The 16,184-nt window shown below is 52.0% G+C and carries 17 protein-coding genes and 1 tRNA gene; 12 read left to right on the top strand and 6 right to left on the bottom strand.

Going from position 1 to position 16,184, the window contains the following annotated elements:
* From ACILQA_RS04940 to ACILQA_RS04910, 7 genes are all read left to right on the top strand, one after another.
* A partial coding sequence (locus ACILQA_RS04940; protein WP_395628683.1) for an agmatine deiminase family protein occupies nt 1-1,033 on the top strand: 1,033 nt, incomplete at its 5' end.
* A 65-nt stretch (nt 1,034-1,098) separates the two neighbouring features.
* Nucleotides 1,099-1,959, top strand: coding sequence for a class I SAM-dependent methyltransferase (locus ACILQA_RS04935; RefSeq protein WP_395628682.1), 861 nt, complete (start codon nt 1,099-1,101; stop codon nt 1,957-1,959).
* A gap of 171 nt (nt 1,960-2,130) precedes the next feature.
* Nucleotides 2,131-2,997: an N-carbamoylputrescine amidase gene (gene aguB / locus ACILQA_RS04930; protein ID WP_395628681.1), complete on the top strand. Its 867-nt coding sequence runs from the start codon at nt 2,131-2,133 to the stop codon at nt 2,995-2,997.
* A gap of 76 nt (nt 2,998-3,073) precedes the next feature.
* Entirely contained in the window at nt 3,074-3,514 is a 441-nt protein-coding gene (gene folK / locus ACILQA_RS04925; RefSeq protein ID WP_395628680.1) for a 2-amino-4-hydroxy-6-hydroxymethyldihydropteridine diphosphokinase, read from the top strand.
* Nucleotides 3,515-3,554: 40 nt separating this feature from the next.
* Nucleotides 3,555-3,630, top strand: a tRNA-Lys gene (locus ACILQA_RS04920).
* A gap of 167 nt (nt 3,631-3,797) precedes the next feature.
* Nucleotides 3,798-4,223, top strand: coding sequence for a hypothetical protein (locus tag ACILQA_RS04915; protein WP_395628679.1), 426 nt, complete (start codon nt 3,798-3,800; stop codon nt 4,221-4,223).
* Nucleotides 4,220-4,564, top strand: a complete 345-nt coding sequence (locus tag ACILQA_RS04910; RefSeq protein ID WP_395628678.1) for a hypothetical protein — start codon at nt 4,220-4,222, stop codon at nt 4,562-4,564. The genes ACILQA_RS04915 and ACILQA_RS04910 overlap by 4 nt, the downstream gene beginning before the upstream one ends.
* On the opposite strand, the gene ACILQA_RS04905 is transcribed toward ACILQA_RS04910, so the two are convergent.
* The 3 genes from ACILQA_RS04905 to ACILQA_RS04895 all read right to left on the bottom strand — a co-directional run bounded on the left by ACILQA_RS04905 (nt 4,554) and on the right by ACILQA_RS04895 (nt 6,702).
* Nucleotides 4,554-4,829: a hypothetical protein gene (locus tag ACILQA_RS04905; RefSeq protein ID WP_395628677.1), complete on the bottom strand. Its 276-nt coding sequence runs from the start codon at nt 4,827-4,829 to the stop codon at nt 4,554-4,556. The genes ACILQA_RS04910 and ACILQA_RS04905 overlap by 11 nt on opposite strands.
* 455 nt (nt 4,830-5,284) lie before the next feature.
* On the bottom strand, nt 5,285-5,851 hold the full coding sequence (locus ACILQA_RS04900; protein ID WP_395628676.1) for a tyrosine-type recombinase/integrase: 567 nt from the start codon (nt 5,849-5,851) through the stop codon (nt 5,285-5,287).
* A 248-nt stretch (nt 5,852-6,099) separates the two neighbouring features.
* Entirely contained in the window at nt 6,100-6,702 is a 603-nt protein-coding gene (locus ACILQA_RS04895) for a hypothetical protein (protein ID WP_395628675.1), read from the bottom strand.
* Between the two features lie 83 nt (nt 6,703-6,785).
* Between ACILQA_RS04895 and ACILQA_RS04890 the strand changes: the two genes are divergently transcribed.
* Nucleotides 6,786-7,088, top strand: coding sequence for a DUF6626 family protein (locus tag ACILQA_RS04890; protein WP_395628674.1), 303 nt, complete (start codon nt 6,786-6,788; stop codon nt 7,086-7,088).
* 152 nt (nt 7,089-7,240) lie between these two features.
* Here ACILQA_RS04890 and ACILQA_RS04885 read toward each other — a convergent pair whose 3' ends face one another.
* Nucleotides 7,241-8,620, bottom strand: coding sequence for a hypothetical protein (locus tag ACILQA_RS04885; protein ID WP_395628673.1), 1,380 nt, complete (start codon nt 8,618-8,620; stop codon nt 7,241-7,243).
* A gap of 368 nt (nt 8,621-8,988) precedes the next feature.
* Nucleotides 8,989-10,206 carry a saccharopine dehydrogenase family protein gene (locus ACILQA_RS04880; RefSeq protein ID WP_395628672.1) on the bottom strand — a complete coding sequence of 406 codons (1,218 nt, stop codon included), beginning with the start codon at nt 10,204-10,206 and terminating at the stop codon, nt 8,989-8,991.
* Nucleotides 10,207-10,501: 295 nt separating this feature from the next.
* On the opposite strand from ACILQA_RS04880, the gene cysD reads away from it, so the two are divergent.
* Genes cysD through ACILQA_RS04865 form a run of 3 tightly spaced genes read left to right on the top strand, consistent with a single transcriptional unit; the run spans nt 10,502 to nt 14,108 of the window.
* Nucleotides 10,502-11,437: a sulfate adenylyltransferase subunit CysD gene (gene cysD / locus ACILQA_RS04875; protein WP_395628684.1), complete on the top strand. Its 936-nt coding sequence runs from the start codon at nt 10,502-10,504 to the stop codon at nt 11,435-11,437.
* Complete coding sequence (cysN, locus tag ACILQA_RS04870; RefSeq protein WP_395628671.1) at nt 11,437-13,359, top strand: sulfate adenylyltransferase subunit CysN; 1,923 nt, start codon at nt 11,437-11,439, stop codon at nt 13,357-13,359. The genes cysD and cysN overlap by 1 nt, the downstream gene beginning before the upstream one ends.
* Entirely contained in the window at nt 13,356-14,108 is a 753-nt protein-coding gene (locus ACILQA_RS04865; protein ID WP_395628670.1) for a 3'(2'),5'-bisphosphate nucleotidase CysQ, read from the top strand. The genes cysN and ACILQA_RS04865 overlap by 4 nt, the downstream gene beginning before the upstream one ends.
* Before the next feature lie 37 nt (nt 14,109-14,145).
* Here the strand turns inward: ACILQA_RS04865 and ACILQA_RS04860 are convergent, their stop codons facing one another.
* Nucleotides 14,146-15,591: a S41 family peptidase gene (locus ACILQA_RS04860; RefSeq protein WP_395628669.1), complete on the bottom strand. Its 1,446-nt coding sequence runs from the start codon at nt 15,589-15,591 to the stop codon at nt 14,146-14,148.
* A gap of 325 nt (nt 15,592-15,916) precedes the next feature.
* On the opposite strand from ACILQA_RS04860, the gene ACILQA_RS04855 reads away from it, so the two are divergent.
* The coding region (locus ACILQA_RS04855) for a redoxin domain-containing protein (RefSeq protein WP_395628668.1) at nt 15,917-16,184 on the top strand (268 nt) is incomplete at its 3' end.

Raw genomic sequence — 16,184 nt, 5'->3', positions numbered from 1 at the left:
GGCGACGAATTCCGCGCTGTCCGCGACAAGAGCCGCAACGGGAAATAAGCCAATGACGTTCCGTATGCCCGCCGAATGGGCGCCCCATGAAGCCGTCTGGATTGGCTTTCCCAGTTCTGCGGAATATTGGGGTGCGCCGCTGCAACGTGCGCAGCAGCAGATGGCCGCCTTTGCCAATGCGGTACACGCATCGGGCCAGGGCGAACGCGTACATGTGATTGCCGGTAATGCAGAGGCCATGGCCGTTGCCCAGGGACTCGTTGACGCCGGCGTCCATGTGGAACTGCGCCACATTGGCGATGTCTGGTTGCGTGATACAGGCTGCATCATCGTGAAAGATGGGGACCGACGGATTGCCCGTAATTTTGGTTTCAATGGTTGGGGAAACCGGTTCGACTATCCCGGCGATACAACCATTGGCGATGAACTGGCTGCAGATTTTGGTTTTGAAATTGCACAGGCGGACTGGATATTGGAGGGCGGATCGATTGACGTCGACGGTGAAGGCCTTGCCGCGACAACCGTCGATTGCCTGTTAAACCCGAACCGCAACCCAATGCTTGATAAAGCCGCGATTGAAGAGCGGCTGCGCGCTGATTTGGGGATAGAACGGTTGCTTTGGTTGGGAGACGGCCTCGCCAACGACCATACCGACGGCCATATTGATAATTTGGCCCGCTTTGTTGGCCCGAACCATATTCTGGTTCCAAGCAGCGCTGGACCCGATGATCCAAACCAAGCCGTCTTTGAAGATGCCCGCGCGCGCGCCGAAGCGTTCGGATGCAAAGTGACGCTGATGCCCTCGGTTGGCCGTTTTGAACAAGACGGGGAAATCGTGCCGGCAAGTTATATGAATTTCTACATCGGCAACCGCACTGTCGTCGTACCGATTTATGGCGGCGCGAACGATGATGCCGCGATTGACGTGTTAGCCAGTATCTACCCCGAACGCGACGTTATCGGTGTCATGGCGGATGCTGTATTGACCGGCGGCGGAAGCTTTCACTGTTCAAGCCAGCAAGTGCCCGTTTGACTATATTGGATATCGACGCAAAACATTGCATAATCCCAAAACAACCAACCAAGAGGACGCCCCCAATGAAAAAGACTTTTCTAATTGCCCTCGCCGCCACTGCGCTTGCAGCACCTGCCTTTGCTGACCATCACAGCATGAGCAAAGCCGAGCATGACAAAATGCATAAGGCACATAGCGAACGGCTTGCAAAAATCCTCGCCGACCCGTCGCGCGGTGCCGATGCCAAGCGCGACCAATATCGCCACCCTGCCGAAACGTTCGAATTCTTCCGTTTGCACCCTGACCATGTGATTGGCGAATATGCCCCGGGCGGTGCATGGGTTTCGCGTATCCTTGGCCGTTATGTGAACGAAAAAGGGAAATATACCGGCCTGTATTTCGGCACGAAAAGCCATTTCAGCGATCAACAGAAAGCCGGCATCGCCGCGAGCATTGCAAAGTTCCCTGCTGATGTCGCGGCCGTATCCGGACGTCCAGCGACAGATTTTAACGCGTTTTCGCTCAGCGAAATTCCAGACGGCGCAAAGGGGTCGTTTGACCGCATCCTTGTCATGCGCATGATGCACAATATGATGAACTGGAACATCGCGGACGCCGAAATCAAGGCGATGCGTGACCTGTTAAAAGATGATGGCTTACTGGGCATCGAACAGCATCGCGCCAAGCCAGACGCGCCGTTCAGCTACGCCAATGGCACCAAGGGCTATATGCGTGAGGCCGATATCATCAAGTTCATGGAAGTGAACGGATTTGAGCTGGTCGCCAAAAGCGAAGTCAACGCCAATCCAAAGGACAGCGCAAATTGGCCCGATGGCGTTTGGACGCTTCCGCCGGCATTGCGTTTGAAAGATGTCGACCGCGCAAAGTATGAAGCCATCGGTGAAACCGACCGCATGACCTTGCTGTTCAAAAAACGACCCTGATTGTTGGATGAGAGCTGCCCAGCCGGCCGATGCCCCTCTTAATGCCGTGGATTTTGCGGTTGGGGCATCGCCTGCGGGGCACGCTGGTCGCGGGAATAGCGACGGCAATATTATTGCATATGATAACAATCGTGATTGCAGCGCGTTTCGGCGTCCGGCTATAGACACGGTATGACCCGAAATATCACCGTTGCCGCGTTGCAACTGCCCCTGTCGGCAAGCGAAGCCGAAAACATCGATGCTGTATGCGACCTCGTGTCACAGGCCGCAGAGCAAGGCGCGCAAATCATCCTGCCGCCTGAACTGTTTTCAGGCCCCTATTTCTGCAAAACGCAGGAAGAAGAACATTTCGCACGCGCGCGGCCAACGCGTGAGCATCCATCAGTCGTCGCCATGGCGAAACTTGCCAAGCGACTTGGCGTTGCCATTCCCACAAGCTTTTTCGAACGTGATGGCGCGCATTTCTATAACAGCGTCGCGATGATTGGTCCTGATGGCGAAATCATCGGCATCTATCGCAAAAGCCATATTCCCGACGGCCCCGGCTATCAGGAAAAATATTATTTCCGCCCAGGCAACACCGGGTTCAAAGTCTGGGAAGTTTTTGGCACGCAAATCGGCGTCGGCATCTGCTGGGACCAATGGTACCCCGAATGCGCACGGGCCATGGCGTTAATGGGCGCTGAGCTGCTGTTCTATCCCACCGCCATCGGCGCAGAGCCACAGGATGCAACGTTGGATACACGGCACATGTGGCGCCGGGCCATGGTGGGCCACGCGGTATCAAACTGCATGCCCGTCATCGCGGCAAACCGCATCGGCGCGGAAAGCGACCATGGCGGTCTGGCACAAAAATTCTATGGCACCAGCTTCATCGCCAACGAATGGGGCGATGTCGTTTGCGATTTGGATGATGCTGAAACCGGCATATTGGTCGCAACATTCGATCTGGACCAAGCCCGCGCCCACCGCGCAAGCATGGGCTTCTTCCGCGACCGGCGCCCGCAATTGTACAGCCGGCTGGTAGAGGATATCTAAGCTGTCACATCTCTACCTCATCGGCATTGGCTCTAATCAGCCACATGCAATCATTGGCGCGCCAAGCAAGATCATCGTGCAAGCGGTAGCCGCGTTGGAAATGGACGATATCGACGTCTTCGCGCATTCGGCGACGATCCAATCGAGCCCCATCGGGCCGTCCTCACGCTTATTTGCAAATGCCGCGGCGCTTGTGTCCACCGACCTTGAACCCCCTGCTCTGCTGGCGCGCCTGCAAGAGATTGAGCACCACTTCGGACGCGTCCGGCGCGGCCAAAGCTGGCGCGCGCGCGTGCTCGACCTGGATATCCTGTTGTGGTCCGGCGGCGTGTGGGCGGACAGCAATCCGGCCTTGGCCATTCCCCATCCCGGACTATGTTCGCGGGGATTTGCCCTGACCCCTGCGGCCATGATTGCCCCCGATTGGCGTGAACCTCTAACGGGCCTGACCATAAGGCAGCTACAATCGCGATTTAACCGACCAAAGGCGCTTGACCGCACAAGTTCCCGCCATTAGGGGGAGCGCTCTCGCACGGACCAATTCGCGGTCTGGTTGGGGGCCCTTAGCTCAGTCGGTAGAGCAACTGACTTTTAATCAGTAGGTCGCTGGTTCGAACCCAGCAGGGCTCACCATATATTTCAATTAAATCAATAATTTGAGAGTGTTTTTGCACTCTCTTATTATCTGTGGGAAAAGTAGTACACAGTAATACACAAACCGTAAGTGATTGATTTGATGGGAATCGTTGTAACAACGATGTGTCACAGCGTGATAAATACACTCGTAATGGAGTGTACAAATGAACGTACGAGAACAGATTAAACGAGCAGTCTTGCTACTGCCCAAGCTGACAGCTGAGAGTGAGAGCAAAGAGATTAAGGCTGACATTGATCTACTGATGGGCGTTGCATCGCAGTTGGTTACCGTTTTGGTGAGCAGAAATTATGCACTTGCTAAACAGTGCCGTTCACGAAAGTCCAAACCACCTAAGCAAACTCCACAGAAGACAGCCCACACGCAGAAACCTAAGCCAAGCAATGCAGATGCCCAAAATGGTGACGACGGTTCTGAGAACCGCTCTAAGGAGCTTTCTTCAATTCAGAAAGGAATTCGCCAAGCTGATACATCGTTAGATGATCAGCAAAAGCAGTTACGCAATTTCACATATGGACAAAACGATGACGAAAGATCGTTTCGTCTTGCTGCCAAAGCAATTGCATCATGAACGACAAGCTAATGCAAAGCCAGAAGCGGCTCCACGACAGTCTGTTTGAACTTTATATGCAAGATGGGTTGGAACTCTATCTCGCTGGCACTCGCGGCTTGAAGCGTGAACTTATCATTCAGCTTGAGACAAGCGCACTCAGTCCAGAGAAGGGTGAAATAATTCACTACTACGCTGTCAATCGTTGGGACGAAGAGGACGAATTTGATGAGTGGGCAAAACCTCTAGTAGCTTTGTCAGCAGAAGCCGAGCGTATCTTGGGTGTCACGAATGGGCAGCTTGCACACTGTCGTTCAACCGACTCCGTCAGTTTTGATTTTTTCAATTTTATTAAATTCTAAATTTATATATTAAATCCTCTGATATATCATATATTCTTTTTCTTTTATCAAATTCCGATATTTGTACATTTATTGCTCCAATATCTAAGAGTCTTTTTAAGTCTTGGTTGTGACCAGAAATAGATCTGCCCGTTTTTTTCATTAGATCTAATGATGGAAGAGGTCCATTTTCTAATATTTCTTTTATCATTATTATTTCATTGTGCAGACATTTTATTTTTGTTGAACTCTGGAAATTAAATATCTTTGTGATTTCATCAATCATACATTACCCTAATATTATTTCAGCAATCTATCATTGAATTGTAAAAATGAAATTTTATTTCAATATTGATGAATGCTATTAAATAAAACTATCAAATATGAAAGTTTACAGATTGTTATGAACCATAGACGGTGTTTCTCGTGAAGTTTCGCTGAGGTGCAAAGTTGTGGTGTGGGTAATACGCAGACTATTTTTTTGTACTTTAGGAAAGCATCATCGGTCCAAAGGTTACGCCAGAGCGACTGCAGATGGAGTGACCTCCCGTTGCAAGTATTGCGGCAAATCAATGACGAAGCACTTTAGTAAGGGCTGGATCATTGCCCCCCAGCCGCTTGACTAGCATTTGCGACCTAGACCCAAACAAACTTAACAGCCTCACGAGCGTGAGGCTGTTTTTTGTTTATGCAGCAGAAGAAATGCCCAAATTCCAGTAATTGAACTTATGTGGTTTGCGCTCAGATCACATTAACTGCGTTTGCCAATTGCTCATCACTTACCCAGCAATATCCAGCAGTAGTAGCGATGTTAGCGTGACCCATAGCTTGCTGAATCGTTGCCATCCCAATGCCAGCTGCATTCAATCTAGTCGCAAATGTCCTTCGCCCAGAATGACTGCTCGTTTTGATGCCAGCAGCGGCATAAGTTGCTTTGAAGCGAAGACTGAGACTGATGTTACTAAAATGGTTGCCAGTCCGCGATGAGCGAATGAACGCTTTGCTATCATCAAGCTGGCTAATCTGAGCAAGATATTGATTTAGGATTTGGCGAAGGGCATCTGAGATGAAGACACGCCGTGAGCGATTGCCCTTCGTTTGATGCTTGCTGAGATTGATGACCTCTACTGCTCGTCCATCAATTCCGCGAATGTCAGAAATCTTCAAAGCGGCAATTTCTCCAATGCGCATACCAGCCAAGATACTGAGTGACAGTGCGACACGGTCACGAAGACCGTTGTTTCCTGTGTCAGCGATACGCATCACTCGCTTGATTTCGTCTTTAGTAAGAACCTTTGCTTTTGCCATTTTACCTATCTCTCATTAACTTTTGCTATGAGAGAAATATAAATTAATCAGACATTTGATCCTACCAGAAATCTCCAAACTGATTTTATTGGTTTCCAACGACCTTAGCGATTTTCATTAACTTCCAGTGTTTTGTTAATGAGAAACTGATCATCATTATTTTGGGTATTATAATGACATGCGCTGAATTCACTCAGCACATCGTCATGTCCAAAAGACGCACCATTTCACCACAGCATAGCCGTCAGTTAGTTTGCGTTGCGCCTATTATATCGCTGCTCTGCACGTTCAAAGTGCTTATCAAAGGCAATCGCTGCATCATTGAGATGCTGAAAGCGATTGGCAGCTGACCTCAGCAGAGTCACTGCATTGTGACGCATTGCTATTGCGTCTTTGGGGAGATGCGTGAGCTTCTCGCAAAAGCCATTCATCTCGTAGCCGTGATCTTCGTGCATCAGATATGCTGATACCTTCTGTATGTTGAACACAGGCAGTATCTCGTTCTGATCAGCTATTGCTCCACCAACATGCTCCATGCTTGCCCAAAGTGCATTAAGCAGAATGCAGAACTCTCGCACGTCACCATCAACTTTGGCGAGAAAATGTATGTGCGCATTATCACCATTGCTGCCTTTGTGGGCATATACATAGCGTGATATTCTTCGCTGAGCACCGTTGCCTTTCCCATAACAAAGCCGATCCACAACGTTCCAGAACAACGCCCATTTACGTTGCGCTTCAGCGAATGTTGGCTTGCGCTCCACTGAGAAATTGAGAGTGCCGTAGATGTTCCAGTCTTCAGATAATGCCCAATCAGACCAACCCTTTTTGACGTTAAAAATGTAACTCAATTAAACCTCGTTGATAAATATATTCAGAAGAGCATGTTTTTCAAAAATATGTTCACTCTCAGTATTTATCAACGGAGAATAAATTGCGAAAAAAACTGATCATGGAAGCCTTTGATTTACTAAAATCAAAAGGAATTGTTTCTACTGAGTCTGAATACTCAGAATTATGGCTTGCTCATAGCGAATGCTATTTACGAACGCTTCGCATGAAGAAGGCAGAACCAAGCATGGGCGTGTTAGCAATCTGTGCAAGCAGACTTCAGAAAGCTGGAGAGCAGATTGTTACGTCGCCGTCTCATCGCCACGTAGGTCAGCAATTTTTAAGCCTCAGCGAACGCTGTCACCAGCTAATTAACGAGCAAGCAGTTGAGCTTGAACTGGTCTGAGCAGCATTGTCGGTTTACACGACACAGCAAAGTGTCTTGCACCAGACTCTTTTCAATGTGTGGTTGAGCCAAGCACATCAAGTTACTAGGTTTGACACAGTATCTTGCTGTTGTCGGTTAAACCGACAAGACAGCCTCAGCACTGATTGAGCTTACTTCAAACTTTTAAGTTTGCGTTTTCCAGGAGTAGCAAGACTGCGATCTGTGTCGCCATCTGCCAAAACATCCACTTCCAGCTCCTTCTTCAACTCACGCTCAAAGTGATGAAGGTTACGAGCAAGCTCTGCACTGATGGGTAGGTGCTTCGCATAGAAGCGTTCAATCTGATCTACGCTCGTTCCAGCGTTTTTTGCCAACGTGTAGATATCTACGTTACCACCACCAAGAATGATGCGCATACAGATTGCTGTGTGTCTCAGTGAGTAAACTGAATACTTGAGTCCAGCGATAGGATCATTGACGACATTTGCTCTTTGCAGCGCCACACCAAATTGACGCTGTACGATATCTCGCACGGTGCTGCGGTTCTGATATGATGGAAAGAACAGATAATCGCTTGGCTGAGCATCTGGATTACGTGCGCAGATGCGCTTGTATACATCCACAGCATTTTCCATTGAAGTTGCCAACCTAAAGCCCGTTTTCCCTCTTCTCACTGTGACGAGCAAACGACGTGGGTTCTCAGCGATGGTTATGTCTTGGTGCTTTAGTGCATAAAGCTCGCTGGTCGTGGGACGAACGAATGTGTTCACAGCAAAGACGATAAGATCGCCAAGTTCACTCGTGATGGGGACAATACGAAGCTTTTGCTCGTTGTAGATTGATTTTGCACTTCCACTCTTTGCAGCTTTTGTGATGAACTCACGATGCTCTTTAGTAAGTGTGCGCACAGCGTTGCGAACCCTCGTGTATGCGCAGTCTTTACGACTGACGAGTGGATAGAACGGCAGAAACGCTCGTGGATTGTCACGCTGACGATCACGTGGTGTCGCTGGAACTGCATCAATTACGCCCTCACGTACTGCGACCTTCAGCACGTTGCGAAATGTCGCAGTCATCATATTGCGAGTGGAATCAGACAAATCTGGACGGTCTTTGGCAAGCTTGTCTAGAAAGTCAGCATAGTCCTTCGTTCGCAGCTCTCGCACATCACGATGCTGAAACTGCTTCTGCAAACCCCACTCCTTGTTGTCCAAGAATGTGACGATTGTATTCACGTAATTTGCATTACGCTGCCCAAGCTCAACCATTGTGCGACTGATAGTGATTAGTCGCAAAGCAAAGTGCTTGAATGTGTACTCTTTTGCTATTTGTGGTTTCCCACCAAGAATCTCAATCGCAAGATCTTCAGCAAACTGCCTTGCTTTGATCTTTCCAGTCTCTCTCGTTGACCTAACGATATTTCGCTTAGAGCGTGTGTCCCACACTCTTGCGTACCAAAACGGACTTGAAAGCTTTTTATAGATAGCGACACCACGACGTATTGTCGTAACTGGTCCATCAAGCGAATGACGTGATTGTTGCGAAGCCATCGTGCTATCTCACTGAATATACGCAAATTAAGTAGTACACACTTGTAATACACTACCTAATATCATATTGTAAAGCTTATAGGAAATTGTAACTTTTAATCAGTAGGTCGCTGGTTCGAACCCAGCAGGGCTCACCATATATTTCAATGACTTATCTAGACATTCTGGGTTCGTTGTTGTCGATACGGTGGCGCTAGGCATCACATAGGTTGCACCACAACCAGGAGCCTTGCCAAAACGGTGCGAGCCGCAAGATGTTGAGGTGAGTGTCTCTTAAAGAAGCGCACACCATTATCGCGAACATTTCAGCTCGTAATCCGCTTTTGCCTTCAAGTCGTCCGGTACCGGTTCGACGTCACGATGCCAAACTAAGGCAGTCTCTCGAACGTCAGGCCCGCATGCGCCTCAAGCCGTTTGATCAGCTTATCACCCAAAATCGTTGCCGGCGTCCAGAAGCCGCCCGGAACATCGTCAGGCACGTCTTTGGCAAGGCAGGCGGCGGCCTGGGACAGCATCTTTGCCGTTGATCCATAGCCTGGGTCTCTATCCCCCGTGACGCGGCAACGGATCGTTTCTCCCTTGGCCGTTGATCCGAGGAAAACAATGTCAAAATTCCCCTCAAGCTGGGCTTTTTCGCTTGGCCCCTCACCCGGCTTTGGCAACACAAAAGTTTCCAGCAGCCAGCGGATTGGGGGCACGGCCAGACCGATCATAAGCGCATTGGCACCCCAATGCGCGGCGCGCGCCTTTTGCTTGCCGGAACCGCCCTGCCCCGTCACCACGGCTTCCTCATATTTGAATTCAGTACCATAGCTGTTGTGGCTGAGGGCGTTTGACCGATGCACAACCCGTGTGTTGATACCCGCCATGATGAAGGGCGCAATCCAACCACCATAGACATTGTCATATGCGATCTTCACATCGGGCTGCGCGATAGTGAACCCATGGCTTTGTGGGCAAAGGCTATAAGGGTCTTTAAGTTCGCGTCGCAAATCAGCGTCGCTGACCGCTTCTTTGACCATGTTAATCATGCTTGCGATGGTGCCGCCGGACGCGCCGCCTTTCATGCTGACAACTCGCATGTTTATCCGGTCACAACTATGCCCGAATTGTTCCAATGCGCCGCGTTGCAGGAAGTGGACGCCCAGATCAGACGGGATGCTGTCAAAGCCGCAGCAATGCACAATCCGTGCGCCGCTTTTGATTGCGTCAGCTTCATGCCGCAATTGCATTTTGCGGATCCACTGCGGCTCGCCCGTTAAATCGCAATAATGGGTCCCCGTGGTGGCGCAGACCTGAACGAGCACGTCACCATATAGCGCATAGGGGCCGACCGTCGACATGACGACTGTGGTCTGCGCACACATGTGCTTCAGCGCATCTTCATCCGCAGCATCAGCAACGATAATGCCTATGCCCGGCAGTCCAATCGTATCGCGGACCTGCGTAAGCTTGCTGAGCGAACGCCCTGCGATGGCCCATTTTACCGATCCATCGGCGAACTGCTCTTGCATGTAGCGCACGATGATCTGGCCGACAAAGCTGGTGGCCCCATATACGATGATATCAAATTTCTTTTCCGCCATTTTTATTCCCCCCGCGCAAAGCAACTTTGCATGTTTACCCATCATCGATAATGTTAGATGCCCGCTCCGCACATTGGCGCAGGATTGGGCGCTCTGTCAAACATCTTGGCCCCGCCTATGCGCGTCTATCTACCGGAAAAGACAAACGAAGCGGCCGTTGCTGTTGGTTTTTGTGGCGTACAATCGGAACTTCACAAACTGGGCGTAGGAAAATCGTTTATGACTTGGTAGGCAGGGTATGAAACTGGGATAATCGACGGGGCAAGAATGTCTTGTTTGCGGGCGGCGTCCAGTTCTGACAGTAGCGTCTGCAGGAAGTGACCAGACTATGACGAAAACGCTGACCCATCTTGAGCGCCTTGAGGCTGAGGCGATCCACATCATGCGCGAGGTTGTGGCCGAGGCGGAAAAGCCCGTGATGCTGTATAGCATCGGAAAAGACAGCGCCGTTATGCTGCATCTAGCGCGCAAGGCGTTCTACCCCTCGCCGCCGCCATTCCCGTTGCTACACATCGACACAACTTGGAAATTCAAGGCAATGTATGCGCTGCGGGAAAAATCCGCCCGCGATGCGGGTATGGAGTTAATCGTTCACCAAAATCCCGAGGCAATTGCGCGGGGCATTAATCCGTTCGATCATGGATCGCTGCATACCGATATGTGGAAGACAGAGGGCCTGAAGCAAGCGCTCGATAAGCATGGTTTTGATGTCGCATTCGGCGGTGCGCGCCGCGATGAAGAGAAAAGCCGTGCCAAGGAGCGCATCTTTTCATTCCGGACAGCGACGCATGGTTGGGACCCCAAAAACCAGCGCCCGGAACTCTGGAATCTGTACAATGCCCGCAAGGCGAAGTCCGAAAGCATCCGGGTATTTCCCATCTCGAACTGGACGGAGCTGGACATCTGGCAATATATCCATCTCGAAAATATCGAGATTGTGCCGCTCTATTTCAGCGCGCCGCGTCCAACGGTAACACGCGATGGCATGCTGCTGATGATTGATGACGAACGTTTTCCATTACAGGATGGCGAAGTGCCTGTGGAACGGTCCATCCGGTTCCGAACGCTGGGCTGCTACCCGCTGACGGGTGCGGTCGAAAGCTCGGCATCCACATTACCCGAAGTCATTCAAGAAATGCTGCTGACCACCACCTCCGAACGCCAAGGGCGGGCCATTGACCATGATCAGGCCGCCAGCATGGAAAAGAAGAAGCAGGAGGGGTATTTCTAATGACTACATCCCTAGACAGCCCCGTCGTCTATAAAGCCGATGACCTGATTGCTTCGGATATCGACGCCTATTTGGATATCCATCAGCACAAATCGCTGCTGCGCTTTATCACCTGCGGTTCGGTTGATGATGGCAAGTCCACACTGATCGGCAGGTTGCTGTACGATTCAAAAATGATCTTTGAAGATCAACTGGCGACGCTGGAGTCCGATTCCAAACGCATGGGCACCCAAGGTCAGGACATTGACTTTGCGCTGCTGGTGGATGGGCTGGCCGCCGAACGCGAACAGGGCATCACGATTGACGTCGCCTATCGCTTCTTCGCCACAGAAAAACGCAAATTCATCGTCGCCGATTGCCCGGGGCATGAACAATATACCCGCAATATGGTCACTGGAGCATCGACGGCGGACCTCGCGGTTATCTTGATTGATGCGCGCAAGGGTGTCCTCGTGCAGACGCGCCGGCATAGCTATCTTGCGAAGCTGCTGGGTATACGGAACGTCGTGCTCGCGGTGAACAAGATGGACCTGATCGACTATGATCAGGCCCAATATGACGCCATCGTGGCCGATTATACCGAATTTGCGGCCAGTATCGGCATCAGCGATTTCACGCCGATGCCCATTTCGGGTTTCAAGGGCGACAACATTACCGACACATCGGCAAACACCCCTTGGTATACGGGCCTGCCGCTAATGGCGCATCTGGAGACGGTTGCGCTCGATAATGACGCTGACCAGGCCAAACCGCTGCGCATGGCGGTCCAATGGGTCAATCGGCCAAATCTCGATTTCCGCGGGTTTTCCGGCCAAATTGCGACGGGGACCGTGCACCCGGGCGACGCCATTCGTGTTTTGCCATCGGGTAAGACGACAACGATCAAGAAAATCGTAACACTTGATGGCGAGCTTCAGGAAGCCGTTGCCGGCCAATCAGTCACCTTGTGCTTTAATGACGAAATCGATTGTTCACGCGGTGATGTGATCGCCGCGGCTGACAATCCGCCAGAAGTCGCCGACCAGTTCGAAAGCACCATTGTGTGGATGGCGGATGACGCGCTTGTCCCTGGCCGTTCTTATTGGTTGAAGCTTGGAACGCAGATGGTTTCAGCGACGGTGCAAGCGCCGAAATATACCGTCAATGTGAACAGCATGGAGCATATGGCGGCCAAAACGCTGGAGCTAAACGCGATTGGTGTTGCGGAGATTTCGACCGACAAGCCCATTGTGTTCGCGCCTTATGCGGACAACCACGCACTCGGTGGTTTCATCCTGATCGACAAGATCAGCAACGCAACCGTTGCTGCCGGAATGCTGCACTTTTCGCTGCGCCGCGCACAAAATGTCCATTGGCAGGCCACCGACATCAGTCGTGACGCGCACGCCATGTTGAAGAACCAAAAGCCGAGGATTTTGTGGTTCACCGGCCTGTCGGGGTCAGGAAAATCCACCATCGCGAACGAGGTGGAAAAGGCGCTTCACTTGATGAACCGGCACACCTTCCTGCTTGACGGTGACAATGTGCGGCACGGGTTGAACAAGGATTTGGGCTTCACCGAAACCGACCGGATCGAAAATATCCGCCGTGTAGGCGAAGTCGCTAAACTGATGGCGGATGCGGGGCTGATTGTCCTGACCGCGTTCATTTCACCATTCCGCGCCGAGCGCGACATGGTGCGGGCGATGTTACCCGAGGGCGAATTTGTCGAAATCTTCGTTGATACGCCGCTGGAAGTCGCCGAAGCGCGCGATGTGAAGGGCTTGTATAAAAAGGCCCGCGCTGGCCAACTTAAAAACTTCACCGGCATCGACAGCCCCTATGAACCACCTGAACATCCCGACATTCGCGTGAACACCGTCGAGATGAGCCCGGCCGAGGCCGCAGAGTATATCGTCCGCCAGTTGATGCCGCTCAAATGACGATCATCGCTGACGATACAGAGCTTGCCGCATATTTGGCAAAGGCCGCAGGCGCGCTGGTTCTCGAAATGCGTGAGACCAGTGGGTTGGTCGCGAAGGAATTGGGCAACGCGGGCGATCAAGCCGCCAACCAATATCTGATCCGCACGCTTGCGGAACAACGCCCTGATGACGGTCTTTTGTCGGAAGAAAGCAAAGACACCGACGCCCGCCTTTCAAAATCGCGCGTTTGGATTATCGACCCGGTCGATGGCACCCGCGAATATAGCGAAGGCAGGTCCGATTGGGCGGTTCATGTCGCGCTGGCAATCGACGGTGCGCCCGTCATTGGCGCCGTTGCGCTTCCGGCATTGGATTTGGTTCTGCGCACGGATCAACCAGCCATCATCCCCCCGGCCCCTGCACAACTCCGCATGGTGGTTAGTCGGACGCGCCCGGCACCGGAGGCTGTGGCCGTTGCCGAAGCATTGGGCGCTGAGCTCATTCCCATGGGGTCTGCAGGCGCCAAAGCGATGGCCGTGGTCCGCGGCGAGGCCGATATCTATCTGCACACCGGCGGGCAATATGAATGGGATAGCTGCGCACCCGTTGCGGTCGCGGCTGCCTGTGGCCTGCACGTTAGCCGTGTCGACGGCAGTCCGTTGGTCTATAACCAGCGTGATGTGTACATGCCCGACCTGCTGATTTGCCGCAAAGAACATACGCCGCATGTGTTGGCTCTGGTGCAGTTGTCAGCGGAAAAGAACTGACCCGGCGCGCTGACGTCTTTATTGCCGTTCGGAACCTTTAAAACAAACCTGGCACTTCGCGTTGGGCGGCGCGCGCATCTATGGGCACCGGAAGCACCCGGCGTTCGGAGCGCGTGGAAGTGCTTTGCGCGGTTTGGGCAACGACCACCGGCGTGCAACTGCGGCCAGCCACAAAGTCCAACGCGGTCCGCAATGATGCCTCGAGCGGATCGCCCAAGGGCCGGCTAATATCGTCCGCTGCCGCGCATGTGGCGCGCATCGTGCCCGCCAGTCCGGAATAATAGTCGCCCTGTCCGGCTGCATTTTCTTTGGCAAAGGCAACAACACGAATTCGGTCATCGCATGCGGACTGGTCCAGCGCGATTTGTCCGATGGGTTTGCCAAAACTGTTGCTGCCGATCAGTGCCGCATTCACGCCCAAATAGGGCACGAAGCTGTTCATCACCAACTCGCTGGCCGAAGCGGTCGCACCGGTTGCAATAAAGGCAATTTTAATGGGCGAAACCGACTGCGTAGTTGGCGTAAAACGACGGGTTTCATTGTTGGATGATTTTGACGCACGAAAACGCGTGACCGTAAAGATGTCGCTGGAAAAGCGGTTGCCAGCCATCAGGTCGCCCATCAGTTCGGCGGTCGAAACCAGCCCGCCGCCATTGTACCGGAAATCGATAACAAAATGCGTGATACCCTGAGCCCGGAAATCGGCAAACGCGGTGCGCAACTGGTTGTCTGCGGTTGAAATAAACGTACGCATGTTGATGTAACCAACGCGCTGACCACCATTATCGATCACTCTCACGCCATATCGCGGCGACAATGGGGCTATATTATAGTCGGCCTTTGCCACCGTGACATTCCGCGCGCCGCCCGCGTCGGTAATGCGCAACACCCGGCTTGTGCCAACCGTGCTCGGTCCAAGCGCGCTCGTAATGCCACTTGTTCCCTGCGCGGTGATGATATCAGCGACGGGCGTTAGATTTGCGGCGTCGGTTCCAATCGCCAGAACTTCGGTTCCGCGATCAATGCCCGCAGCAAGCGCTGGTGCACCCTCAAACGCCTCAATCACGAAAAGCCGGTTGCCCTGATACGCGAGACGCACGCCCAGACCCGCCGTCGAACCCGATGCGTAATAGGCGTTTTCTTCCCGAATGGACGTCACATAGGTAAAGTTCCGATCACGCCCCTGTGCCCGCGCATTGGCGGTAAGCGCATCAATATAGGATTGCACGGATGTATAAGGCGCCGTTGCCAATGACCCCGGAAGGGTTTCTGGAAACAAATACCATTCATTCAAAACCGAAAAGGCAAAATCTTGCCGGCTGCTCAGGCTGCACGCCGACGATGTCGGTGGTGAAGTGGGCGGCGTTTGCGGAACTGTAACGTTTCCGCCGCCAGAGCTGCTACCGCCACCGCCGCAAGCCGTTAGGGCCGCAGCCAAGATGACAATGACATTCTTCAACGCGTCGTTTTTCATACCACGCATCTCCCCCTCAAATCGGTTTATGCAGTAACAGGTGCACGGGAAGGCGTCCGTCGGCAAGGTGGATTTCACATTATAACGCAACTTCATGTAAAATTTTCAAACGTCATTCTTGGTCGGCGATTTCAACCGTCCAAAAGCGTTCGTCCATTGCGGCAAGCCTGTCGGATAGTTATGTGTAATACATCCCGGATACACTGCACCGCGTCCCCTTATCGAATTATCGGAAAAAACGATTAGTCATTGCAAAAACGGTTGCTGGACTAAATGATAGAATTCGTGTTGGGGAGCGTCAGAATTTCAAAAACCACCATCGAAAGGATTTTACATGGGTATCATCGGTTCAAGCATTAAGCCGTTCACAACGCAGTCGTACAAGGCTGGCAAGTTCGTTGAAGTTTCCGACGCCGACGTAAAGGGCAAGTGGGGCGTTTTCTTCTTTTACCCTGCTGACTGGACATTTGTATGTCCAACCGAGCTGGAAGACCTTGCTGACCAATATGCGGACCTGCAAGCCATGGGCGTTGAAGTATTCGCAGTGTCGACCGACACGCATTTCAGCCACAAGTCATGGCATGACAGCTCGCCAGCGATCA

Source organism: Sphingorhabdus sp., assembly GCF_044239005.1.
Taxonomy (GTDB): Bacteria; Pseudomonadota; Alphaproteobacteria; order Sphingomonadales; family Sphingomonadaceae; genus Sphingorhabdus_B.
The sequence above is the reverse complement of the archived record's forward strand: the minus strand, read 5'-3'. Positions and strand labels throughout refer to the sequence as shown.

Bases quoted from the DNA above. Each gene is read 5' to 3' on its own strand.
- ACILQA_RS04860 (WP_395628669.1), bottom strand. From the start codon at position 15,591: ATGCGTGGTATGAAAAACGACGCGTTGAAGAATGTCATTGTCATCTTG.
- aguB (WP_395628681.1), top strand. From the start codon at position 2,131: ATGACCCGAAATATCACCGTTGCCGCGTTGCAACTGCCCCTGTCGGCA.
- ACILQA_RS04900 (WP_395628676.1), bottom strand. From the start codon at position 5,851: ATGGCAAAAGCAAAGGTTCTTACTAAAGACGAAATCAAGCGAGTGATG.
- ACILQA_RS04935 (WP_395628682.1), top strand. From the start codon at position 1,099: ATGAAAAAGACTTTTCTAATTGCCCTCGCCGCCACTGCGCTTGCAGCA.
- ACILQA_RS04905 (WP_395628677.1), bottom strand. From the start codon at position 4,829: ATGATTGATGAAATCACAAAGATATTTAATTTCCAGAGTTCAACAAAA.
- ACILQA_RS04910 (WP_395628678.1), top strand. From the start codon at position 4,220: ATGAACGACAAGCTAATGCAAAGCCAGAAGCGGCTCCACGACAGTCTG.
- ACILQA_RS04915 (WP_395628679.1), top strand. From the start codon at position 3,798: ATGAACGTACGAGAACAGATTAAACGAGCAGTCTTGCTACTGCCCAAG.
- ACILQA_RS04880 (WP_395628672.1), bottom strand. From the start codon at position 10,206: ATGGCGGAAAAGAAATTTGATATCATCGTATATGGGGCCACCAGCTTT.
- ACILQA_RS04885 (WP_395628673.1), bottom strand. From the start codon at position 8,620: ATGGCTTCGCAACAATCACGTCATTCGCTTGATGGACCAGTTACGACA.
- cysN (WP_395628671.1), top strand. From the start codon at position 11,437: ATGACTACATCCCTAGACAGCCCCGTCGTCTATAAAGCCGATGACCTG.
- ACILQA_RS04865 (WP_395628670.1), top strand. From the start codon at position 13,356: ATGACGATCATCGCTGACGATACAGAGCTTGCCGCATATTTGGCAAAG.